Origin of the sequence: Curtobacterium pusillum, from assembly GCF_007673235.1 — a bacterium.
Lineage (GTDB): Bacteria > Actinomycetota > Actinomycetes > Actinomycetales > Microbacteriaceae > Curtobacterium > Curtobacterium pusillum_C.
Genome location: NZ_VDZH01000003.1, coordinates 76,607 through 98,197, shown reverse-complemented (window position 1 = coordinate 98,197; position 21,591 = coordinate 76,607). Strand labels below are relative to the sequence as shown.

The window sequence follows — 21,591 nt, the reverse complement described above, 5'->3', positions numbered from 1 at the left end:
CCTGTCGGTCGGTGCGCGTAGCGTGCGGCCATGGCCCAGACCCCGGAGATCGACGACGCGACCATCGCGGAACTGCGGACGCGACTGCACGCCACACGCTGGCCGGACGTGCCCGCCGGCACGGGCTGGTCGCTCGGGGTCGACGTCGACGAGCTCCGATCCCTCGTCGAGTACTGGGCCGACGGGTTCGACTTCGACGCGCACCGGGCGGCGCTCGCCGCGCTGCCGTCACGTCGGGTCGTGGTGGACGGCATCGGGATCCACGTGCTGCACGCCCGTGCCGGCACGGCAGACGCGCTGCCGGTCCTGCTCGCCCACGGCTGGCCGGACTCCGGGTGGCGGTACCGCAAGGTGCTGCCGATGCTCGTCGCCGCCGGGTTCGACGTCGTCGTGCCGGACATGCCCGGCTACGGCTTCTCGGACGCGCCGCCGCAGCCGATCGACGCGCGCGCGGTCGCCGGGATGTGGGCGACGCTGATGACCGACCTCGGGTACGAGCGGTTCGCGGTGTCCGGCGGGGACATCGGCACCCACGTCGCCCGGTACCTCGCGCTCGACCACCCCGACCGGGTCGTCGCCGTGCACCGGATCGACGGTGGACTCGCCTGGCCCGGGCTCGATCCGTCGACGCTGTCGGACGCCGAGCGTGCGTTCGTCGCCGAGACCGAACAGTGGCGCACCGCCGAGGGCGCCTACGCGATGATGCACCGGACCAAGCCGCAGACCGCCGCGGTCGGACTGAACGACTCCCCGGCGGGCCTCGCGGCGTGGATCGTCGAGAAGCTGCGGTCGTGGAGCGACTGCGACGGGGACCTCTGGTCGGTGTACACGCGGGACGAGGTACTGGCGCTCCTCACCGAGTACTGGGCGACGGCGACGATCGGCTCGGCGATGCGGATGTACCACGCGAACGCGGCGGTCCCGGCGGAGCAGATGGCCCGACGGGTCGAGGTGCCGTCCGGCTTCTCGATCTTCCCGGGCGACCTCGTGCGGGCGCCGCGGGAGTGGCTCGAGTGGACCACGAACCTCGTGTACCACCACGAACTCGACCGCGGTGGGCACTTCGCGCCGTTCGAGCAGCCGGACCTGTTCGTCGGGGAGCTCCGGGCCTTCCTGGAGCCGTTCCGCCGCTAGAGTGGGAACGCCAGCCTCTGTAGCTCAATGGAAGAGCAGTTCCGTCCTAAGGAAACGGTTGGGGGTTCGAGTCCCTCCAGGGGCACCATACGAACATGATGCGAACCCTCGCCAGACGAAAGATCTGGCGAGGGTTTTTCGGTTCCGCCTTCGGTGCCAGAGGTGACGAGTGACCAATCGGAGGTACCGCCTTCGAGCAGGGCGTGGAACGGTTCGGCGAGATGGCCCTCCACCTCGGCGTCTTCATCGATGTAGAGCCGGACGAAAAAGGCCTGGTTGAACTGCCGGCGAACGACGTCGCTAGCGCGGCGGTAGGCCTCGTAGCAGTGCTCGGCCAGGAAGAGAGCCGCCTCCAGGTTGGCTGCGACATCCTCGGACGACGCGTCGGCAGCACCGACGCGGTCTTTCAGGGAAGCGTTAAGGACCGTGATGCGCCCCTGCTCCTCGGCGTACAGCTCGGCCGGAATGACTCCGGAAAGGTGACCTTCGAGCAGCTTCCTAGCGCGGTCGTTGAGGCGGGCCAGCTCCTTCAGGTACCCCGCCCGCGCAGCAGTGGACTCCGCGCTGACGGCTGCTGTCTCTTCGCGCAGGACCTTGGCGGTCTGCGCAGCCATCTCAGGAGTAAGGACGATTCGGCGGTAGTACAGCGCAACTTTCTCTTCGATCAGCGCGATCCGCATCGCCGACCTGGTACACGAGGTGCGCTTGGAATGCCGACCGGAGCAAACGAAGTACTCGTAGAGCGTGCCGTGCCTGTTGCGGGCCAGCTGGACGATGAGCCAGCTTTTGCAGCTGCCGCAGAACACCGAGCTTCTCAAGTAGCGGGGGTAGTCCCGGCTCTTCTCCCCGACCGCGCGGGACGAGAGGATGTCCTGAACCCGTTGCCAAACGGGTTCTGGGACCAGGGGATCGTGGCGGCCGGGAGCTTCAGCTCCTCGCCAGCGAACGATGCCCTTGTAGTAGGGATTGGTGAGCACCTTGTGCAGCTGCGTGCCATCAATGGTTCTAGATGGTCTTGACGGGGTGGGAGCCGAGGCGAGTCCGCGCGCGGCGAGCTCGGCGGCAAGATTACAGCTCGCTGAACCGCTTGCCCTCGGCGACGACTTCCGGCGGCGCGACGCGGCTGCTCCGGCGTTGCGGGCAGGCGCCGGCAGGCTCACAACCGCCTTCGCGTCCGGGGACCGCGCGGTAGGCCGGTTCCTCGGCGCCGTGTGAGCGACAGCCGACCCACGTGGGCTGGATCCGACCGAATCGCAACTGGGGCTTGTCGTCGGCTTCGATCTCGGCACCCATTGGCACTCGGCCGCGGTCGAGCTTGAGGATCGTAATCGTCTGGCGTACTCTCGTGGTCGTCATCACGAGCGGTTTGCACGGACGGAAAATGAGCCCTTGGACACCGGTTTTCTTTATTATTCATGCGCCGTCGCTCGAAACGCGTTGCTCTCGTCGGGCGCTCACGATGGCATCATCGAGGGGGCCGCAGATCTGATCGCCAAAGCCAGCGCGGCAGACGGCTCTGTTTCTCCGCTCCAGGTGCAGAGGCTGATCGAATATGCGCCGCGGCCGCTGTCGTATTCGCCCGGTACGGCCCAGCTCGTGTCCCTCCTCAGCTCTCGCTCCGCCCCGCCAACGGGTTCCAGCAGAGGATTCGCTGCCGGCTGGTCCAAGGGGCAGAAGCTCGTCATCGACGCAATCGCTGCCGACGACGGACCTCCTGCGCCGGGTTGGGTTTCAGTGCTTCGGTCGACGGTGGGCCGGTTCTTGTCGAGCTGGCCCTGACTTTACGAACCTTTGGCGTTGAAATAGCCGGTGCCCGGCACCGCTCGAATGACCTTGTCGGCAGCAAGTTGTTTCAGCGCCTGTCGGACCGTGGGACGGCTTACGCCTAGCTCCGATGCCAACTGCCGTTCCGATGGGACACGGGAGTCGGGGGCTGAGAGGCGACCTGAAGTGAGTTCGCGTCGCAAAGAGTCCGCGATCTGCTCGTGGAGCGGCGCGGCTCGTTGTCGGGACGGTCTTTCGAAGCCGATCTCCTGTTCCGGAGGGTTCCCGATTGCTGATTCCGACAAAGTGCTCGCAATGAGGCGCATCCGGGCCGGCTCGGCGTTGCCCAGCACGCCGAAGAGCACCGCCCGAGCCGTGTCGTAGTCGCCGATGAGGAGGGACAGAACCCCGACATCGTCCAGCAGGGCTCCCTCATCGCGCGGTTCATCGGCCAGCGCCGCCGCCGCCCGCGAGCGCAAACGCAGCGCGACGCGGGTCAGATCCTCGTGCTCGAGCGCCAGGCGCAGCGCATTGAGATCGCTTGCCGGCAGATCCGCCGACAGCTGCCTCAACAGATCGCGGGCAGAGTCGAGCTCTCCTGCTTCGATCGTCCGCTGAATCAGTCGCATAGCCGCAGCCTTCGACGGGGATCCTTGAAAGGGAATGCTGTCCGAAGGAAGACCCGCCGCCGTGAAGAGATCCGTCTTGGTATCCTCACTGGTGCGGAGAGATTCGCCGTCCCGGCCCCGGTAGAAGTACTCCTTCGCTCCCGCTTCGCCGGATTTCACGAGCCTGTCCAAGATTCGCAAGTTCCGCCGGGCTCGATCCGAACCTCCGGGACCGTCGTAGCCGTCATGAAGCACGTCGCAATCGAGGTCCACTTCGATCACGCTGCCGTCACGAGCGTGCATCTCTTCGTGAACCGCGCCGCGATAGGTGATGACTCCATCCGACCTGAGAGCCCGGCCGATCCGCGCGCTCGAACCTCTCTGGCCGTCCCATACCCGGAGCGACACCCCGATGCGTTCGTGCAGAGGGTGGAGGGCGAATTGCCCAAGAGCCAGTTCGAGCAGCTCGCAGGAACCCGGGAGGAAGGCTTCGTCTGCGTCGATGAAGACGACCCACCCCGGTTCCGCCCGCCGAATCGCGGCGTTGCGTGCGGCGGCAAAGTCGTCCGTCCAAGCGAACGGAATCGGGGCTACCTGCAGGTCGGAGCGGGCTGTCACCGATGGGTCGACGGCGGTGCTCCTGCCGAGGATCAGCACGCGCGCGCCAGCAGGCAAGGATGACAAGGTTCGTTTGAGTCCCAGGTCGTCGCCCTGCCAGAGGACGCAGTAGCTGACCGTCCGCGCGGGCGTTCCGGTCGTTCGGGTTCGGTATTGAGAAGACGTCTGGGATAGAACATCCGGGCGGTTGATCTTCGTTAGTACGGCGAGCCGATTTCTCAACGCGACTCGCTCTTCCGGGGACTTAGAAGCCTCGAGCGCTGCATGCGCGCCCGCTAGGTCCCAGACGGCCTCAATCATCAGGGGCGCCAATCTCTACGATTCGTGTGGTGAGTGCGTCAAGAGACTCGCTGTGCGACACGAGGATCACCGCGGAGCAGAGGCCCTCGTGGAGTATGTCGCGGACCAGCGTCCGCTGGGTGGCGACGTCGAGCATCCGCGTCGCCTCGTCGAGGATGAGCAACGCGGGGCGGTCGGCTAAGGCTCGCGCAATGCCGACGCGCTGCGCTTCGCCGCCGGATAGCCGAACGTGCGGCGGTCCGATAGGGGTTGCGAAGCCCAGCGGCAGACGAGCCGCAAGCGCGTCCAGTCCCACCGTTTCGCAGATCCGCTCGATTCCGTCGACCTCCCGTCCGAACGTGACGTTGTTCAGCAGCGTGTCCGCCACGACGGAGACTGAGTCGGGTACGTAGCGGACCGCCTCCTGGCTTGACTCGCGGATAGGCGAACCGTTCACAAGGATCGAACCCGACCAGTCGTCCTCAAGCCCCGCGAGGACCCGGCAGATAGTCGATTTTCCGGCGCCGTTCGGCCCCCGGAGCCCCACGATCTCGCCCGTTGCCACAGACAAGCGGGGCAGCTCCGCAAGGCATTGGCCTCCGGCGACGACACGCAGCCCTTCCACCTCAAGGAGCATGGTCTGACGCGCGTCCCTGCGTCCGGCTGTGCTCGGCTGCCGTGCCGCTCGGGCGTACTTGATCTCCTCGATTCTTTCCGCGCTGACCGTGGCTCTCTGGACGTCCTGCTGAAGGCCGGCGAGAGCGAAAGCTGCGCCTGACATCATCGGCAGCAAGACTGCGAGTGAAGCGAGCGATCCCAACGAGAGCGATCCCGCCTGAACCTGCGCCGCCATCATCACCATGGTCGCGACGAGGACGACGCTGCCAGCGAATCCGGTCGCGAACTCCAGGGCAGAAGAGGTGAGGAACACGCGGCGCGTTTGCGAGATGAGGCCGTCGAACGCGCCTCTGAGGCGCGGCTTTTGGTACGAACTCCATACCGGTCCGCGGTTCGTCGGCGAACCTTCGACGACCTCGACCATCGCTTGAGTCAGGATGCTCTCCGCCGCGGCTGACCGGCGCTGCATGGCTTCGATGCCTCTGCCCTTGGACCATCGAACGGTCGCTATGAGGGCCACGCCGGTGACGCACGCGACCGCCGCGGCCGGACTCTGCAGGCCCAAGACCGCCGTTGCTCCGAGGAGCGTCGCAATGCTCAGTATTCCAGAGAGCAGCGAGTCGTGAACGAAGGAGCGCATCTCCGAAAGGTCGGAAAAGCGGGCCATGAGGTCGCCCGGGGTGTACGTCCGAAAGGCGGTTCCGCCGAGAGACAGGATGACGTCGCCGTATTCGAGGGCGAGTTCTCGTTCCATTGAAACGGAACTGGCGAAGGCCTTTCGGGTAGAAAGCCAGCCGAAAAATGCTCCGAAGGCAGCGATCCCGAGAGTGATCAGCGCGATGGTGATCAGCCCCGCGGTAGACATGGCGGCCGAGCTCGCAAGATCCACAAGCACCCTGACGAACTGCGAGACCGCCAGGCCGGAAGCCGTGGCCGCCAACGAAAGCAGGGCGACGACGAAAAGGCGGCTCCGAGCGGTCCAGAGCAGCTCTCGAAGAATCGCAGCGCCGCTTTTGTCTGACGCGGCTTGTGCTTTGCCAGACTGCGGCCGCACAGTCATCAGGTACCCTGATACCTCCAACGAGTCCTTCTTCACCCATCGCTGGTCGCCGGCTGGGTCCGATATCCGGATCCGGCTTCCGCGAAGACGATCCGCCGCTACGAAGTGCCCGCCCTCGCGGTCTAAATGCAAGACCGCGGGCAGATATCGGCTTCCGACTTCGTCGAGGTCTTCAAACTTGTAGCACGTCGCGTCGAAGCCGTTTGCATCGGCCACGCTCTGGAGATCGAGGAGGGACATTGCTGTGTTGGAACGGCCGTACAGCTGCCACATCCGTCCCACGCTCCGCCGAACACCGAAACAGCCCATTGTCGAGCTCAAAGCGGCTACGCCGCAATCCGAGTCGAGCCGCTGCTGCACATGTGGCGCGCGTCGCCGGGGCGCCTGCGCCACGGCCCCGCCGGGGCTGGTCATCGGGCTTGCCCCGTCGGCTCGGCGCCGTACAAGCGCTTCAAGGCGGTCGCGTCCTCGCCCATCCGCTCGGTGAGTTCTACGAGCATGCCGAAGGCCCTCCTATCAATGTCGCTTTCAGGATCGTCTCCAGCGCCTGCCTGTAAGTGCTTGGAGATTGACTTCCTGACGGCCGGAAATTCCGTGTCGACGTACAGAAGGAATGAGCGCGCCCTGAGGAGAGTGAGCTCGAGGCTTCCGGGCTCCGCGACCTCGAGATCGAAATCGAACGCCGGAGATTGTTCGACGGCGGTCAGGACGGCGAATGGCCCCCGCTCCAAGAGGAGGCCTACCATCAGCGAAAGCTGTGCGCTCAGTTTTTCTTTGTTGGTTAGATCGCCGGAAGCCAGCGCGGACGTCAGCGCCTCCATACGTGCATCTGCACTCGCCTGCGACGACAGCTCCTGGGCGCGCGCCAGGTGCATCCGGCCAGAGCTCTCGCCATCCGTTGCCCACTCGTCGATGATCGACGCGTTCCGCTGAGATCGCTCTTCGTGTCCGCTCTCGTATCCGTCGTGGGCTATGGTCGCGTCGAGAGCGATGTCGATGGCTGGTGCGTCGTGTGTCCCGACCAGGATTTCATGGATCGGACCCTTCCACCTCAAAGCGCCCCCGACTCTCAGGAGGCGCGGAAGAAATGGCGTCACTCCGGCAGTCCGATCGACGACCGCGACGCCCCCGACTAGCTGATCCCTCTGCGGATGGCGCTCGAGGATTCGCGTCGCCTCGACTAGCCGGTCAGCATGGCCGGGCAGAAGAAACTCGTCGTCGTCGACGTACATCACCCAGCCGCCACTGAGCTGTTCGCGAGCGAAATTTCTCGCTTCCGCGAAGTTGCCAGTCCACGAGCGCCTGACTGACCGTACCTGCCTGCCGAGCTCCGTGCCCTCGAGGCTCTCCGCGTCACCGCTGTCGATCACCAGCACAGAGCAGCTGGCCGGGATGCTGCGCAGGCATCGTCGGAGCTGATTGGAATCTCCCCGTGTCAGCACGACGAAGCAGAGAGATTCATCCTCTGCGTGCAATTCATCAAACTGTGCCGAACTAAAGACATCGGACGCGAGAGTTTGCGCGCGAATCGAGCCGAGCGATTTGGTGACTTCATTTACTGAAGCGAACACGTCGAAAGCGTTCATCAATTCTCCTCGCGCAGAACGCCACCGGCCGCGTCGGCGCAGCCGGTGGCGTTTCTCTTATCGGACTAGTGGCAGATGCAAGTACCGCAGTTGCCGCTGCTGGGCGGCGCCGGCTTGTTGTGCAGGATCGCGTAGGCGGCCATCTTGCCAACCCAGGACGGCGAGCCGATCCCGATGAGGCCGACGGAACCGCACTTCGGCCCGTACTTGTAGTACCAGGATCGCAGCTTGTCGATCCAGGCACCTCCCCGAACTTCACTCAGCTCGTCCTGATCGACGATCTGCTGGAGCAGCATTTCGCGTGCTGTCATGAACCTTCCCCTTCCTTGCATGTCGGCGGGGGAGCCTCCCCCGAGACGAGTCGATTCAAGCGGAATGAACTGCGGGGCGCAACCTGACCGGCGAGTCTTGCCAGAGTTTGGTATGACTGGAGACGCGCCTTGCGAGTCCGTTCCCGCGGAGCCTGCTGAGTTGCTTGCCGAGTCGCCGATCGAGCGCCAGCGAGCAGCTGACTGATCAAGGTTGCGCCATGAACGGCAGCGTCCCGTAGGCCGCCGAGGCTTTCTGGGGCCTTCTCTTTGCCTGTGATGGCGCTCAGGTCGCTTTTGGTGGATCCGGCAGCACGGATCTCTTTACGGTCTTCGGGTCGCGTCCGATCATCCGTCCGATAGCGTTTAGCGAATTTCCTCGTGAATGCAGCTCCCTTGCCCTTCGGATATCGGCGGCAGTCATTGGAAGTCGGCCGAGCTGGAGCCCCCGCGAGCGTAGGTGCTCGGCGACCGTCTTCGGGTCGACGCCGTACTTTTCGGCGAGAGCTCTGGTCGAGACCTTGCTGTGAGCAGCCTCGCTCTGTGTCGTCGTTTTCGCTGCGATCGGTGTCGGGTCAGGTGGTGCCGATGACGAGGGTGCTGCGGGCGGCCTCGACGACGTCGTTGGTGATGACGTCGAGCTCGTTGATCTTCAGGACGCGTTGGATCTGAGGGAGGAGGCGCTCAAGGAGCCGGAAGTTGCCGCGGGTGATGCGTTCGACGGCGGCGATGGCTTGCGCGTCGGTGAAGTCGTCGGGGTCGAGCGTCTTGCCGAGCTTGCGCCATTGACGTTCGAGGACGAAGAGCAGCTCGTCGTGGCCGAGCGGACGGTACTGGTGGGCGAAACCGAGGCGGCTGTAGAGCTGCGGGTAGTGGCTGAACTGCTTCTCGATGCCGGGCATGCCGATGAGGATCATCGCTATGCCGGTGCGGTCGTACTGGTCGCGGAGCCACTCGATCGCGTTGCCGGTGAGGCGTTCGGACTCGTCGATGATGATCAGCTCGAGCAGGGACGGGTTGGGGCCGTGTGCGTGGTCGAAGTGGCGACCCTGGAGCAGGAGGTGTTCCTCGATGCAGCGTTCGGTGCGGAGCATGTCGTGCCGGAGGTCGTCCTGCAGGGCGCGCATCGTGGCGGAGACCTCGGGCGTGTAGAAGACGGTGCGGGCTCGGTGGGCGGCGGCGTAGATCTTCGTGTCGTCTTCGCTGCGTGCGGCCCATCTGGCGATGAACGGGCCGATGCTGTCCCAGTGGGCGTAGCGGCGTGCGGAGAGGGTCTTGCCGACGCCAGCGGGGCCGAAGCAGACGCCGATGGTGTTCTGCTTCCGGACGGCGTCGGCGAACTCCGCGAACCGACGGTGTTCCTTCGTGATGATGAACTGGCTCGTCATGACCGGTCCTCCTCGTAGGTCATCAGTCGCGGTTGATCCGGTGCCGGTGCGGGTGCTGGTGGGGTGTGATCATCGGGTGTGGGGCGGACGATCGCGATGCGTTCGCGGATCTGCCCGCGCAGGGCTCTTCGTTGCGCGTTCCGGGCGGCCTGGATCTGCTTGAGACTGATGGTCTCGGTCTGATGCGCGGTACTGATCGCGGTGCACAGGAACGCGTCGCGGTGAAAGACACGGATCTCGGTGACGTCGCGGGGGTCGTACCGGACGCTGACGGTGCTGCCCACGAAGGGTGCGAGAGTGGTTGCGGTGTAGCGGAGCCCTTCGAAGTGGATGCCGTCTCGTTGCACGACACGCGTGGTCGGGACGGTGAGCAGGAACCCGTCGAGCTGCTCGAGGGAGTCCGGCATTCGTGGCAGCCACCCGTCTGCGATCCACGCTTCCAGTGGGCTCTTCCGGAGCTCGCGGTGGATGCGGGCGTTGTAGCGGCGGATGAACGTGTTGATGGCACTGTCGACACCGGCGAGATCCAGCGCCGGCGTCGGCGCCGGCGCCGAGGATCCGGGTGCGAGGTGGCCGGGGAGCGTTGGGAGCAGCTCGGTGTTGATGGTGCCGAAGAACCGCTCGATCTTCCCGCGGCCCTGGGGGCGAGCGACCTGCGAGTGGATGATGCGGAGGTGCAGCACGGCGGCGGTGTCGCCGATTCGGTGGCTGGTGAAGTCGGACCCGTGGTCTGTGTAGAGCACGTCTGGGATCCCGCAGACAGGCCAGTCCGGTTCCGGCTTGTGCCAGATCGCTTGCCGGAGCGCGAGCGCGGTGTTCGCGGCGGATGGGGCGCCGAGGAACACCATGTACCCGCAGACCGCGCGGGAGTAGTCGTCGAGGATCACCGTCAACCACGGCCGTTCGGGCTTGCCGTCGGGTCCGACGATGAGCAGATCGAGCATCGTGTGGTCCGCCTGCCAGATCGCGTTGGGGCGATCCGCACGACGTCGGAGCAGCAGTTCGTGCTTGTCCCGATATGACGCGGGCCCCTCAAGCGCGAGCGTCACCATCCCGGGATCAAGCCCGTTCACGATCGACCGCACAACGGAGTACGACGGCGCTGAGAGACCTCGTTTGGTGCAGTAATTGTCGACCTGGCGGTGAATCGTGGCGATCGAAGGTCGTGGCTTGGTGAGTGCGAGCCCCTCAATCAGGCGCACCAGTTCCGGTGCCGTCCGTCGGGCGCCGTGATCGGTGCGGGTGCCGTCGGCGAGAGCCGGGTATCCGCCGGTTCGGTAGCGGGCCAACCAGCGTTGCAGGGTGCGCTCAGCGACGCCCGTGGTGCGGGCCAGGGTGGCGAGCGGGATGGCGTCCTCGACGTGCAGTCGAAGGATGCCCCACCGCTCGCTCGCGTCCATAGCCAGCTACATCGTTGGGGAAGGCTTGGTTCGTCGCGCCGCGACGGGCTCGGCGTGCTTCGCGAGTGCACGGTAGATGGTGGTGCGGCTAACGCCGAGCACGTCGCCGATCTGCGCGACGGTCATGTCCTGCTGTTCGTAGAGCCGGCGTGCGGTGCGCACCTGGTCCGCGGAGAGCCGAGATGGTCGGCCGCCGGTGCGGCCGCGGGCTCGAGCGGCGGCGAGGCCGGCGTTGGTGCGTTCCTTGATGAGGTCCCGTTCGAACTCCGCCAACGCGGCGAAGACGTGGAACACGAGCCGGCCGCCGGGCGAGGTGGTGTCGATGGTCTCCTGCAGGGACCGGAACCCGATGCCGCGCTCGGCGAGAGCGTGCAGCTGATCGATGAGGTGCCGGATGGACCGGCCGAGCCGGTCGAGTCGCCAGACGACGAGAGTGTCGCCGGGGCGGAGCTGGTCGAGGAGCTTGTCGAGCTCGGGCCGGTGTTGGAGCGACCCGGACATGGTGTCGACGAACACGCGGTAGCAGCCAGCGGCGTTGAGCGCGTCGATCTGCAGCGACGCGTCCTGGTCTGTGGTGGACACGCGCGCATACCCGAGAAGGTGACCCATGAAGAGAACGTAGCGAAACTCGACCAGGAGGGGTAGTGGCGGCACGTAGATTCTGGGACTGCGTTCCGCTACAAGACACGGCGCCTCGCACCCGGACTGAGCGCCGGTACGGATAGTTGTAGCGGAATCGTTCGTATTTGTTACGTCTGCCGCGCTCGCGCGGCGAGCCGGAGTGCTTGCACGGAACGGAGGTGTTGTTCCGATCGGTGGCGGCCGTTGGCGGGAGACGGATGTGGTGCTGCGATGACCGGAAGGAGTCGGGGGTGCTCGTCCAGGGTGAAGTGTCGCATGACGCCGTCGAGGGCAACGGCCCCGTACGTGACGATCGCAGTGAGAGCGGGGAGGGCCGCGAGCAGTGTGGCGAGGGCATGCCGCCCCTCGTCGATGTCCTCGAGTCGCACGCGGTCGGGCAGTTCCCATGGGACAAGGTTCCAGCGGACGTACTCGCCGCGTGCGAGTCCGGACTCGATACGGGCTGCTCGGAACGCGGCCGCGGTCGGGCCCGGGTTGTCCTCGCTGCAGATCGCTGCGTGCGCTGCGGCGATGGTCTGGGGGCCAGGCGACTGCATCAGGACCAGGACACGGCTGAATCTGCCGCCGGATCGTGGGTCGAAGCTCGGGACGAACCGTCGGCTGCCGTCGGGCGCGGTCCGCCACGTCTCCGCGAGACCGTTCAGCGATCGAACGTCAGCGAGTTCCTCGGGGGTACTCATGCCGGCTGTGGCGGTGCCAGCAGGGTGCCACGGATGACGGATCCGTGAAAGGTGCGAAGGGCAACGGTGATCCATGCGGCGACGAGGCCGGCGTAGTAGATGACGGCGAGGACGGCAACGACGGTCAGGCCTGAGTGCAGGGCGAGCCCGTTCAGGCCGGTGACGCAGGTCCCGACGGGGAACGTGAAGGACCACCAAGTCAGGCTGAACGGCAAGTGTTCGCGGGCAGTGCGGATGGTGATCGCGAGGGCGATGACGGTCCACAGCAGCGCGAAGCCGAGCATCGCGAACCCGTACACCAGCGCCACGACCAGCAGGGCATGCGCGGTACTCGCATCGACAACGGTGGGGGCGTTCGATGCGAGGAGGTTCACCGCGGTGATCGACTGTCCGACCGGCCCGAGGACGATCCACAGAGTCGGGACCATGCCGGCGGCCCCGACCTTGTGCTGCGCGAGACGGTTCCAGATCAGCGTGATCACGACCAGCGACGTGATGAGGCTGAGGCCGAAGAAGCCGTAGCAGGACCACAGCAGCGTCTCCCGCGCCTGCCCGGCGGGGGCGTACGGCAGCAGGAGCGCACCGGTGGAGGCGGACACCATCGGCGGGACGATCGGCATCAGCCAGCCGCCGAACGCGGAGTCGGGCTTGTTCTCGTGGCGGGTGAACGCCAGGTACGGCACGAGCACTGCCGTGAGCAGTCCTCCGATGGTGCCGATGGTCCACAGGACCCAGTCGATGGTGACGGCGGCGGGCAGGCCGACCCAGTCCTTGCCGAGCAGGAGTGTCCCGGCGCCGACGGTGAGGAACGCCATCGGTGGTGCGCCGTAGAAGTGCGAGATCACCGGGTTGAGCTGGTGCCCGGCTGCAGTGCTCCGGTAGCGGATCCAGTGCAGCACCGTCGCGGTCGTGAGGGCGACGAGGAGCACCGCGGCGATCGCCCACACGACCGTCGCCGCGAGGCGCAGCCCGGGGAACTGCAGCGGCAGTGACGCAGCTGCGACAGCGACGATCCCCGTGCCCATGATCGACGCGAACCAGTTCGGTGTGAGATTCGACACGATCAGGCCTGGCCGCTCCAGGTCACGGAACAACGCCGTCTGCGGCCGTTGGGGCAGCTGGCTACCGTTCGCGGGTGCAGGGTCCGTGCGGAGCGTTGTCATGGGCCAAGCCTGCGCGAATCCTGCCTCTGGCGGTACCCGGAACCTCTTGGCAGGGCACAATCAATGATTGTGGCACTACGGCGACTCACGGACCGAACCCTCGACCTCGACACACTCGACGTGCTCGCACGCGTCGCCGAGACCGGCTCCCTCTCCGCTGCCGCTGGAGCGCTCGGCGTCACGCAACAGGCAGTGTCTGCTCGGATCCGGGTCGCCGAGCGCATGGTCGGTCACTTGTTGGTGCACCGCTCGACCACGGGGTCGGTGCTGACCGAGACCGGCAGGCTCGTCGTCGGGCTGGCCGGACCGGTCCTCGACGCGTCTCGCCACCTCGAAGCAGGAGTGGCTGCGCTGCGGACTCCCACGGGTTCGCTCGTCGTCGCAGCGTCACAGACGATCGCGGAGCTGCTGCTGCCGGGCTGGCTGCTCGAATTCCGCCGCCGCGAACCCGACGTGCGGGTGCGCCTGATCGCGGGCAACTCCGCCGCGGTGACGGACCTCGTGCAGTCGGGTGGCGCGAACCTCGGGTTCACGGAGACCCCGGTGACGGCGGCAGGTGTGTCCGCGCAGGTGATCGCGGACGATGAGCTCGCGGTCGTCGTTGCGCCGGAACATCCCTGGGCTCGGTCGACCGGGATCACTGCGGAGGTCCTGGCGGCGACGGCTCTGCTCCTGCGGGAAGAAGGTTCCGGAACTCGCGCGACCCTCGCCGCATGGCTCAGGGAGGCCGGTTTGAGCATGTCGGTTCCGGCCGCGGTGCTGGAGACCACGAGCATCATCCGGGCGAACGCGCAGGCTGGAATTGCACCGGCGGTGATGAGCCTTCGCACGGTCGCCGCCGACATCAACGACGGGTCGCTGGTGCGGGTCCCGCTCGCTGGGCCGCCACTTGCCCGGCCGTTGCGGGCGATCTGGTCGGGAGAGCCTCAGCCAGCTGGTTCTGCTTTCCTGCGCGTCGCCCACGAGGTGACCGGTCGGGGTCAGCGCAGCCCGTAGGGCAGCTCCGGATTGTTCTCCGCGATCTCGGTGAGCCGGTTGTACTTGGCGACGCGTTCTCCGCGGGCGGGTGCGCCGGACTTGATCTGTCCGGTTCCGGTGCCGACGACGAGGTCCGCGATGAACGTGTCGGTGGTCTCGCCGGACCGGTGCGACACCATGCTCCGCATCCCGAGCGAGCGTGCGACGCCGATCGCGTCGAGGGTCTGGGAGACGGTGCCGATCTGGTTCGGCTTGATGAGCGCCGCGTTCGAGAGCCCGTCCTTCCCACCGTCGCGGATGCGCTGCGGATCGGTGACGTAGAGATCATCGCCGACGATCTGGAGCATGTCGCCGAGCGCGAACGACATCGCCTTCCAGCCGCCGTGGTCATCTTCGGAGAAGCCGTCTTCGATGCTCCGGATCGGATACCGGCTGATGAGGTCGCGGTAGTAGTCGACCATGCCTGCGCGGTCGAGCCGGCGGTCCACGACCCGGTAGCTACCGTCACCGAGCGCGAACTCGTTCGCCGCCGGGTCGAGTGCGATCGCGACGGTGTCCACGCCGGGCTCGTAACCGGCGGCACTGATCGCGGCGACGAGGAGGTCGAGGGCCTCCTCGGGCGCGGCGATCGACGGGGCGAAGCCGCCTTCGTCCCCGAGACCGAGACTGCCGAACCGTTCCCGGACCAGTGCCGCCAGCGCGTGGTAGACGTCCGATCCGATCCGAACCGCGTCGGTCATGGTCTCGGCGTTCACCGGGGCGATCATGAACTCCTGGAAGTCGAGCGCGTTCGCTGCGTGCGCTCCGCCGTTGAGCACGTTGAAGTGCGGGACGGGCAGGCGGGGCGTGCTGCCGGTGACGTCTGCGATCCAACGCCAGAGCGGCAGCTCCGCTGCGGCGGCGAGAGCGCGTGCCATCGCGATCGAGGTCGCGACGACACTGTTCGCGCCGAGCCGGCGGTGGTTCGGGGTGCCGTCGAGGGCAGCGAGGGCGGCGTCGGCCTGCCCGATCGAGGTCCACGACTGGCCGGTGATCATCGGTGCGACGTCCGTCGTGATGAGGTGCAGTGCCTGGCTCACGTCGCGGCCGCCGTAGCTGCTGCCGCCGTCGCGAAGCTCGACAGCCTCATGCGCGCCAGTGGATGCGCCTGCGGGGGCGTCACCGGTGACGACGGTGCCGTCCTCGAGCTCGAGACGCACCTGGATCGTCGGGTAGCCGCGGGAGTCGAGGATCCGGGAGCCGTGCAGGCTGCTGATGGTGACGGGGCGGCTGGTGTGGGTCACGTACTCGCCCTGATGGTGGGTGGTGTGGTGGACGTTGCTGATGTAGTCGTTCACGGCGGTTGTCGCCTTTCGGGTTGGTCGTGCGGGTGTGGGCCGCGGGGAGGCGGAGGGACGACCTCCTGGCGATCACTGGGCGCCAGTTGCCTCCCCACGGCGGTTCAGGGCGCGCACTGGATGGTGTCGGGTGCGCGGGTGCCGGTCAGGGGTGCGGGGTGAACCGTTCCTGTGCGGCGCGGATGATGGCTTCGGCGTCGACACGGTTCGCCCACCCGTTGGTGGTGACGTGCTTGCCGTGCTCGATCTCCTTGTAGTGGGCGAAGAAGTGCTCGATCTCCGCCAGGACCGGCTCGGCGACGTCGGAGATGTCCTGGACGTGGTCGAAGCGGACGTCTCCGGCGGGGACGGTGAGGATCTTGTCATCGCCGCCGTTCTCGTCGACCATGCGGAGCATCCCGACCGGGCGGACGTCGATGACGACGCCGGGGAACGTGGGCCGGGGCAGCAGCACGAGCGCGTCGAGGGGGTCGCCGTCATCGCCGAGAGTGTCGTCGATCGAGCCGTAGTCCTGCGGGAACACCATGCTGGTGAACACCGCCCGGTCCAGGCGGATCCGTCCGGTGGCGTGGTCGACCTCGTACTTGTTGCCGCTGCCGCGGGGGATCTCGATCGTGATGTCGAAGTGCATGAGCTGTTCGTCTCCCAGTCGGATGGTCAAGTGAGGGTGCCGAGGGTGACGCCCCCGGCGGCTGCGGCGACGGAGACGACGAGCATCCCGAGCCCGTTCACGGCAGCCGCGGTGGTGCGGCCAGTGCGTGCGAGGCGGACGGTCTCGAAGCTGGCGGTGCTGAACGTGGTGTAGCCACCCATGAGCCCTGTTCCGAGCACCGCGACGGGGGTGGCGCCGAGGTGACCGGCGGCGCCGGTGATCAAGCCCAGCAGGAACGAGCCGGTGATGTTGATCGTCAGCGTCCCGACCGGGAGCCGGAACTGCCGACCCCGGTTGATCGCACCATCCACGAAGAACCGTGCGGCCGCGCCGACACCGCCAGCGACCGCGACGCTGAGGAAGGCCAGGGCGCTCATGATGTGGCCCCGTTCGGTCGGACCAAACCCGCGATCGCGAGGCCGCTACCGGTGGCGATCGCGCCGGCGAGGACCGTCAGGAGCGCGTACCCGGTGCCGGCCAACCCGCGGCCAGCGAGGAACAACACCGCGGTGCTGGTCGCGAGGGTGCTGTAGGTGGTGAACCCGCCGAGGACACCGGTTCCCAGAAGCAGGCGCAGTGTCCGGCGGCGACCCTCGTCAGGTCCGCGATGCGCGAGGTGTTCCAGCAGCACACCCAGTAGGAGCGCGCCGGCGATGTTGATCCAGAAGATCGCCCAGGACACCTCCTGCTGAGCGGGGAACGCGGTGCTGAGTCCGTCGCGTGCGGCGGTACCGATGGCGCCGCCGAGTGCGACGACACCGAGGTACCGCCACCGCAGATGCACTGGCCGGTCGATACGTTCCGGGTCGTTGGCGTCGATGTCTGGGTCGGGCGGGAGCTGCCCATCGGGCAGCTGCGTGTCCGTTCGGGAGGTCATGTTCCACCTTCCGCAGCGACCGCTGCCGCTGCTGCTCGTGCTGCCGGATGCAGGTACTCCCCACCCCGCGGACAGAACCCACCGTCGCCGTCGAACCGGTAGATCAGGGGTTCGCCCGTGGGGAGGTTCAGGTCCGCGAGCTCACCGTCAGTTAGGCCGTCCATGCAGGCACACAGTGCCCGCAGTGAGTTGCCGTGCGCGACGACGAGCACTGTCTGCCCGTCGCGGAGTGCCGGGGTGATGCTGTGCGACAGGACGGGTTGGACCCGGCGGATGACGTCGGAGAGTGTTTCGGTTCGACGAAGTGCCGCCCACGGCAGTCCACGAAGCGCCGGCGTCCGCCGGAGCGCCAGCCACGCGCGGATCGACATGCGTGGTGGCCGTCCCGTGCGGGTCCGACGAACAGCGAAGAACTGCTCCGCCCCCAACGCCGCTTGCGCATTCTGCTTGGACATGCCGGTGAGGGCGCCGTAGTTCCGCTCGTTCAACCGCCACGTCGACTCGATCGGCGCATCACGTCCGAGGACGTCGGTGACGAGCTCCGCCGTGTGGAGCGCCCGCTCGAGCGTCGACGTGAGCACGAGGTCCGGTCGGATGCCGGCATGCAGAAGTAGCAACCCAGCCCGATTCGCTTCGGCGCTGCCCTGTTCGGTCAGCGCGACGTCTCGCAAGCCGGTGAAGGTACCGGCAGCGTTCGCAGTGCTCTGTCCGTGGCGGAGCAGAACAAGCTGGCCGGTCACGGGGTGTCCCACGGCAGTGGGGCATCGAACCCGACCGGATCAACGGGCACTACGAGCACTGAACGGTGCTGCTGATGGGTCAGCCGTACCGCGACCGACCCCGTGAAGAACTCCGCGATTCGACCCGCTCCCGTCCTGGCCCCGACGACCAGCATCGCCGCGTCGCGGTCTTCGGCCACCTGCGACAGTGCCCGGCTCGGATCCCCGACACCCGGGACGAACGTGACGTCGACGCCGTAGGTCGTTGCGGCAGCACGTACTGCCGCCTTGTCACTGTCCGACAAGCCCTGCGGTGTCGTGTCAGCGGTGTCAGGGTCGATCGGTTCCACCATCACCGACCCGTCCGAGCGCGTACCGGCATCGAAGAGCGATGCATCCACGCTGACGCACACCAGCGTCGTACCGAAGCGCCGCGCGATAGACGACGCAACCTCGATGACCCCCGGAGCGAGGCCGGGCAGGACGCCGACGACGACCGGTCCGGAACCGATTGGTGCTGTCATGACACTCCCTACCTCAGGCGCGCAGAAGCGCGACCAGCTGAGATAGGGACTGTTGTCGACAACTGTCGAGGTTGGGTCCGGCAAGCCCCACTACCGGGTCCGAAGACACCACCATTATGCACCCGAACCCCAAGTCAAGCGGGCCGTCTCGCGCACCCGCGACGTCCCGACACCGAAGGAAGCGATTCCGACGACACGGAGCGAAGCTGCCCACAACCTTGCCGACGTACTCGCTTGCCATCCGGTCAACGTCTTCGGGTTCCAGTCTGCGCTGCGGAAGGGATGACGCAGATCCCTGACGGGGCGCGGAACCAAGTAACATCCGAATATCACCGCGCCGAACGGACGCGAGGATCTTCTTTACAGGCGCTGCTGGGTTCGCAAGCATCTCCCTTAGGCGCACGCTGTGTTCGCGGGTTCGATGTACCGGCTGGACTCCCCGTACGATTGAGGCCGTGTCCAAGGTCCTGAGCAGTCTCCCCGTCGGCGAACGAGTCGGCATCGCGTTCTCCGGAGGTCTCGACACCTCCTGCGCCGTTGCCTGGATGCGCGAGAAGGGAGCGGTGCCCTGCACGTACACGGCCGACATCGGCCAGTACGACGAGCCGGACATCGACGCCGTCCCGAGCCGCGCCCACGAGTACGGCGCGGAGATCGCCCGACTCGTCGACGCGAAAAGCGCCCTGGTCGAAGAGGGCCTCGTCGCCCTGCAGACCGGCGCCTTCCACATCCGCTCCGGCGGAAAGACGTACTTCAACACGACGCCCCTCGGCCGTGCGGTGACGGGCACGATGCTCGTCCGCGCGATGAAGGAGGACGGCGTCGACATCTGGGGCGACGGCTCCACCTACAAGGGCAACGACATCGAGCGGTTCTACCGCTACGGCCTGATGGCCAACCCGCGTCTTCGCGTCTACAAGCCGTGGCTCGACTCCGAGTTCGTCGAGGAGCTCGGCGGACGCAAGGAGATGAGCGAGTGGCTCGTCGCCCGCGGCTTCCCGTACCGCGACTCCACCGAGAAGGCGTACTCGACCGACGCGAACATCTGGGGTGCCACGCACGAGGCGAAGAGCCTCGAGGAACTCTCGAGCGGCCTGGACATCGTCGAGCCGATCATGGGCGTCGCCGCCTGGCGTGACGACGTCGAGGTCGCGACCGAGGTCGTCAGCGTCCGCTTCGAGGCCGGCCGCCCGGTCGCGATCAACGGCGTCGAGTACGCCGACGCGGTCGCCCTCGTCTACGAGGCGAACGCCATCGGTGGCCGCCACGGCCTCGGCGCGTCCGACCAGATCGAGAACCGCATCATCGAGGCGAAGAGCCGCGGCATCTACGAGGCGCCGGGCATGGCGCTGCTGCACATCGCCTACGAGCGACTGCTCAACGCGATCCACAACGAGGACACCGTCGCGTCGTACCACAACGAGGGCCGTCGCCTCGGTCGCCTCATGTACGAGGGCCGTTGGCTCGACCCGCAGTCGCTCATGCTCCGCGAGTCGCTGCAGCGTTGGGTCGCCTCGGCCGTCACGGGCGAGGTCACGCTGCGGCTGCGTCGCGGTGACGACTACACGATCCTCGACACGACGGGTCCGGCGCTGTCGTACCACCCGGACAAGCTCTCGATGGAGCGCGTCGGCGACTCGGCGTTCGGCCCGGACGACCGCATCGGTCAGCTCACCATGCGGAACCTCGACATCGCGGACTCGCGGTCCCGCCTCGAGCAGTACGCCGCCGCCGGTCTCATCGGTGGGGCGACGGGTGACCTCGTCGGCCGGCTCGAGTCGGGCGAGGCCGAGGAGATCCTCGGTGGCGCCGTCGTGACGTCGGACGCCGACGACGCACTCGGCCGTGCGACGGACGCCGCGTCCGAGGGCGCCGCGTTCGACTCCGGCACCGACTGACCTCGGTCGCGCTGGCTCGCGAAAGCGACAGTTCTCCGCGGAACATCCGCGGAGAACTGTCGCTTTCGCGGTTCGGACGGCAGGTCGCGGCGGGATCTGTCGCTCCCGCGGCAAGGAACGTACCCACAAGCGGACGGGAGGCGCGGTGCGAGCTGGCACCGCGCCTCCCGTCCGCTTGTGGTGGCGTCGAGAGCCTCAGCGCGCCTCGGCGCTCTCCACGCGCTTCTGCCGCCACGGCCGCGCCGGCTGGTCCGGCCCGTCCCACACCTGGATCGCTCCCCAGGCGGCGGCGAGCAGCGGCACCGAGATGATCGCCCCGGTGATGCCTGCGAGCACCGTGCCGGCGGTCAGGCCGATGAGGATGACCAGGCCGTGCAGCTTGAGCGTCTTGCCCATCAGGACCGGCTGGAGCAGGTTGCCCTCGAGCTGGTTGACCAGCACGACGATGCCGACCACGATCAGCGCCTGGACGGGCCCGAGCGCGACGAGGGCGACCAGCGCCGCGAGGATGCCGGCCGCGGTCGCACCGACGATCGGGATGAACGCGGTGATGAACACGACGACGGCCAGGGGGAGGGCGAGGGGCACCCCGACGATCGCGATGCCGACACCGATGCCGACGGCGTCCACCGCAGCGACCGTCGCCGTACCGCGGACGTAGCCGCCGAGCGTCTGGACGACCCGGTCGCCCACGCGACGGGCGCGGTCGTACCGGGCACCGGTGAAGGGGCGGAGCAGGAACTCCCAGATGCGGGGGCCGTCCTTGAGGAAGAAGAACAGCACGACGATCATCAGCACGAGGCCGGTGAGGAAGTTCGCGGTGGCCGAGGCGCCGGCGAGGGCTCCGGAGCCGAACTGCGAGCTGGTGACGAAGTCCTGGATGCCCTTGACCGCCTCGTCGATCTGCGACTGGTCGATCGAGATCGGCAGCGTCGACGCGAAGTCCTGCAGCTGGTCGAAGCCGCGCAACGCGGACTTCTGCAGGTCCGGCCACTGCGAGATCACGGCGACGACGATGAGCCAGCCCACGAGCCCGAGCACGACGAGCACGCCGATCAGGACGGCGAGGGTCGCCAGGATCGACGGGACCTTGTGTCGGCGGAGCCACGAGACGACGGGGTGCATGGCCGACGCGATGATGAGCGCGAGCAGCACCGGGATCGTGACGACGCTGAGCGTGGCCGCGGCGTAGACGATGCCGATCGCGACGACGAGCACGACGATGAGCTGGAGGCACCGTGTCGCGAGGCCGCCGAACGAGTCGGACCACTTCTTCGTCACGTCGGACGGCGCCGCGGTGGTGGTCGTGGGGTTGGCTGGACTGCCGAACAGGGGCATGGGGCTCCTCGGGGGTACGG

20 protein-coding genes, 1 tRNA gene and 1 pseudogene are annotated in these 21,591 nt (G+C 67.1%); 4 read left to right on the top strand and 18 right to left on the bottom strand.

All coding sequences use genetic code 11. The features are described from left to right. Positions 1-30 precede the first annotated feature (30 nt). Together FS532_RS08830 and FS532_RS08825 are read left to right on the top strand one after the other, a co-directional pair. A complete protein-coding gene (locus FS532_RS08830; RefSeq protein WP_144752900.1) occupies positions 31-1,134 on the top strand; it encodes an epoxide hydrolase family protein in 1,104 nt (367 codons plus the stop codon). 13 nt (positions 1,135-1,147) lie between these two features. Continuing rightward, a tRNA-Arg gene (locus tag FS532_RS08825) sits at positions 1,148-1,222 on the top strand. 619 nt (positions 1,223-1,841) lie between these two features. Here FS532_RS08825 and FS532_RS19180 read toward each other — a convergent pair. The 11 genes and pseudogenes from FS532_RS19180 to FS532_RS08775 all read right to left on the bottom strand — a co-directional run. Beyond that, a pseudogene (locus FS532_RS19180) lies at positions 1,842-2,294 on the bottom strand (recombinase family protein); the annotation flags it as partial. Between the two features lie 621 nt (positions 2,295-2,915). Continuing rightward, a complete protein-coding gene (locus FS532_RS08815; RefSeq protein ID WP_144752897.1) occupies positions 2,916-4,424 on the bottom strand; it encodes a GntR family transcriptional regulator in 1,509 nt (502 codons plus the stop codon). After that, the gene (locus FS532_RS08810; RefSeq protein WP_144752894.1) at positions 4,417-6,495 is read right to left on the bottom strand and encodes an ATP-binding cassette domain-containing protein; all 2,079 of its coding nucleotides are present in this window, start codon (positions 6,493-6,495) and stop codon (positions 4,417-4,419) included. The genes FS532_RS08815 and FS532_RS08810 overlap by 8 nt, the downstream gene beginning before the upstream one ends. Further along, complete coding sequence (locus FS532_RS08805) at positions 6,492-7,667, bottom strand: glycosyltransferase (RefSeq protein ID WP_144752891.1); 1,176 nt, start codon at positions 7,665-7,667, stop codon at positions 6,492-6,494. The genes FS532_RS08810 and FS532_RS08805 overlap by 4 nt, the downstream gene beginning before the upstream one ends. Before the next feature lie 65 nt (positions 7,668-7,732). Continuing rightward, positions 7,733-7,978 carry a hypothetical protein gene (locus FS532_RS08800; protein ID WP_144752888.1) on the bottom strand — a complete coding sequence of 82 codons (246 nt, stop codon included), beginning with the start codon at positions 7,976-7,978 and terminating at the stop codon, positions 7,733-7,735. A 283-nt stretch (positions 7,979-8,261) separates the two neighbouring features. Further along, a complete protein-coding gene (locus FS532_RS19175; RefSeq protein WP_222121969.1) occupies positions 8,262-8,399 on the bottom strand; it encodes a helix-turn-helix domain-containing protein in 138 nt (45 codons plus the stop codon). A 151-nt stretch (positions 8,400-8,550) separates the two neighbouring features. Further along, positions 8,551-9,363 (bottom strand): AAA family ATPase, encoded by an 813-nt coding sequence (locus FS532_RS08795; RefSeq protein WP_055960810.1) that lies wholly within the window; start codon positions 9,361-9,363, stop codon positions 8,551-8,553. Further along, complete coding sequence (locus FS532_RS08790; RefSeq protein WP_071301383.1) at positions 9,360-10,763, bottom strand: Mu transposase C-terminal domain-containing protein; 1,404 nt, start codon at positions 10,761-10,763, stop codon at positions 9,360-9,362. Before FS532_RS08790 ends, FS532_RS08795 begins: the two co-directional genes overlap by 4 nt. A 6-nt stretch (positions 10,764-10,769) precedes the next feature. Further along, complete coding sequence (locus tag FS532_RS08785; RefSeq protein WP_055960814.1) at positions 10,770-11,372, bottom strand: recombinase family protein; 603 nt, start codon at positions 11,370-11,372, stop codon at positions 10,770-10,772. Between the two features lie 140 nt (positions 11,373-11,512). Further along, positions 11,513-11,941: a uracil-DNA glycosylase gene (locus FS532_RS08780; RefSeq protein WP_228506156.1), complete on the bottom strand. Its 429-nt coding sequence runs from the start codon at positions 11,939-11,941 to the stop codon at positions 11,513-11,515. 140 nt (positions 11,942-12,081) lie between these two features. Further along, complete coding sequence (locus FS532_RS08775; RefSeq protein ID WP_240614499.1) at positions 12,082-13,146, bottom strand: TDT family transporter; 1,065 nt, start codon at positions 13,144-13,146, stop codon at positions 12,082-12,084. Between the two features lie 171 nt (positions 13,147-13,317). Here FS532_RS08775 and FS532_RS08770 point away from each other — a divergent pair, with 171 nt between their 5' ends. After that, entirely contained in the window at positions 13,318-14,244 is a 927-nt protein-coding gene (locus tag FS532_RS08770) for a LysR family transcriptional regulator (protein ID WP_055960820.1), read from the top strand. Here the strand turns inward: FS532_RS08770 and eno are convergent. The 6 genes from eno to FS532_RS08740 form a co-directional block, all read right to left on the bottom strand. Then, positions 14,229-15,563, bottom strand: coding sequence for a phosphopyruvate hydratase (gene eno / locus FS532_RS08765; protein ID WP_083393829.1), 1,335 nt, complete (start codon positions 15,561-15,563; stop codon positions 14,229-14,231). The genes FS532_RS08770 and eno overlap by 16 nt on opposite strands. A gap of 145 nt (positions 15,564-15,708) precedes the next feature. Next, the gene (locus FS532_RS08760; protein WP_055960822.1) at positions 15,709-16,194 is read right to left on the bottom strand and encodes an inorganic diphosphatase; all 486 of its coding nucleotides are present in this window, start codon (positions 16,192-16,194) and stop codon (positions 15,709-15,711) included. A 26-nt stretch (positions 16,195-16,220) separates the two neighbouring features. Next, positions 16,221-16,592 carry a fluoride efflux transporter FluC gene (locus FS532_RS08755; RefSeq protein WP_055960823.1) on the bottom strand — a complete coding sequence of 124 codons (372 nt, stop codon included), beginning with the start codon at positions 16,590-16,592 and terminating at the stop codon, positions 16,221-16,223. Beyond that, a complete protein-coding gene (locus FS532_RS08750; protein WP_055962328.1) occupies positions 16,589-16,999 on the bottom strand; it encodes a CrcB family protein in 411 nt (136 codons plus the stop codon). The genes FS532_RS08755 and FS532_RS08750 overlap by 4 nt, the downstream gene beginning before the upstream one ends. A gap of 89 nt (positions 17,000-17,088) precedes the next feature. After that, positions 17,089-17,832, bottom strand: a complete 744-nt coding sequence (locus FS532_RS08745; RefSeq protein ID WP_055960826.1) for a 2,3-bisphosphoglycerate-dependent phosphoglycerate mutase — start codon at positions 17,830-17,832, stop codon at positions 17,089-17,091. Continuing rightward, positions 17,829-18,419 (bottom strand): universal stress protein, encoded by a 591-nt coding sequence (locus FS532_RS08740; protein ID WP_228506158.1) that lies wholly within the window; start codon positions 18,417-18,419, stop codon positions 17,829-17,831. The genes FS532_RS08745 and FS532_RS08740 overlap by 4 nt, the downstream gene beginning before the upstream one ends. Positions 18,420-18,790: 371 nt before the next feature. Here FS532_RS08740 and argG point away from each other — a divergent pair, with 371 nt between their 5' ends. After that, entirely contained in the window at positions 18,791-20,233 is a 1,443-nt protein-coding gene (argG, locus tag FS532_RS08735; RefSeq protein ID WP_144752885.1) for an argininosuccinate synthase, read from the top strand. Between the two features lie 195 nt (positions 20,234-20,428). Here the strand turns inward: argG and FS532_RS08730 are convergent, their stop codons facing one another. Further along, complete coding sequence (locus tag FS532_RS08730) at positions 20,429-21,571, bottom strand: AI-2E family transporter (protein ID WP_144752882.1); 1,143 nt, start codon at positions 21,569-21,571, stop codon at positions 20,429-20,431. Positions 21,572-21,591: the final 20 nt, after the last annotated feature.

Coding starts and splice junctions, on each gene's coding strand:
- FS532_RS08830 (WP_144752900.1), top strand. CDS start 31: ATGGCCCAGACCCCGGAGATCGACGACGCGACCATCGCGGAACTGCGG.
- FS532_RS08815 (WP_144752897.1), bottom strand. CDS start 4,424: ATGATTGAGGCCGTCTGGGACCTAGCGGGCGCGCATGCAGCGCTCGAG.
- FS532_RS08810 (WP_144752894.1), bottom strand. CDS start 6,495: ATGACCAGCCCCGGCGGGGCCGTGGCGCAGGCGCCCCGGCGACGCGCG.
- FS532_RS08805 (WP_144752891.1), bottom strand. CDS start 7,667: ATGAACGCTTTCGACGTGTTCGCTTCAGTAAATGAAGTCACCAAATCG.
- FS532_RS08800 (WP_144752888.1), bottom strand. CDS start 7,978: ATGACAGCACGCGAAATGCTGCTCCAGCAGATCGTCGATCAGGACGAG.
- FS532_RS19175 (WP_222121969.1), bottom strand. CDS start 8,399: ATGACTGCCGCCGATATCCGAAGGGCAAGGGAGCTGCATTCACGAGGA.
- FS532_RS08795 (WP_055960810.1), bottom strand. CDS start 9,363: ATGACGAGCCAGTTCATCATCACGAAGGAACACCGTCGGTTCGCGGAG.
- FS532_RS08790 (WP_071301383.1), bottom strand. CDS start 10,763: ATGGACGCGAGCGAGCGGTGGGGCATCCTTCGACTGCACGTCGAGGAC.
- FS532_RS08785 (WP_055960814.1), bottom strand. CDS start 11,372: ATGGGTCACCTTCTCGGGTATGCGCGCGTGTCCACCACAGACCAGGAC.
- FS532_RS08780 (WP_228506156.1), bottom strand. CDS start 11,941: ATGCAGTCGCCTGGCCCCCAGACCATCGCCGCAGCGCACGCAGCGATC.
- FS532_RS08760 (WP_055960822.1), bottom strand. CDS start 16,194: ATGCACTTCGACATCACGATCGAGATCCCCCGCGGCAGCGGCAACAAG.
- FS532_RS08755 (WP_055960823.1), bottom strand. CDS start 16,592: ATGAGCGCCCTGGCCTTCCTCAGCGTCGCGGTCGCTGGCGGTGTCGGC.
- FS532_RS08730 (WP_144752882.1), bottom strand. CDS start 21,571: ATGCCCCTGTTCGGCAGTCCAGCCAACCCCACGACCACCACCGCGGCG.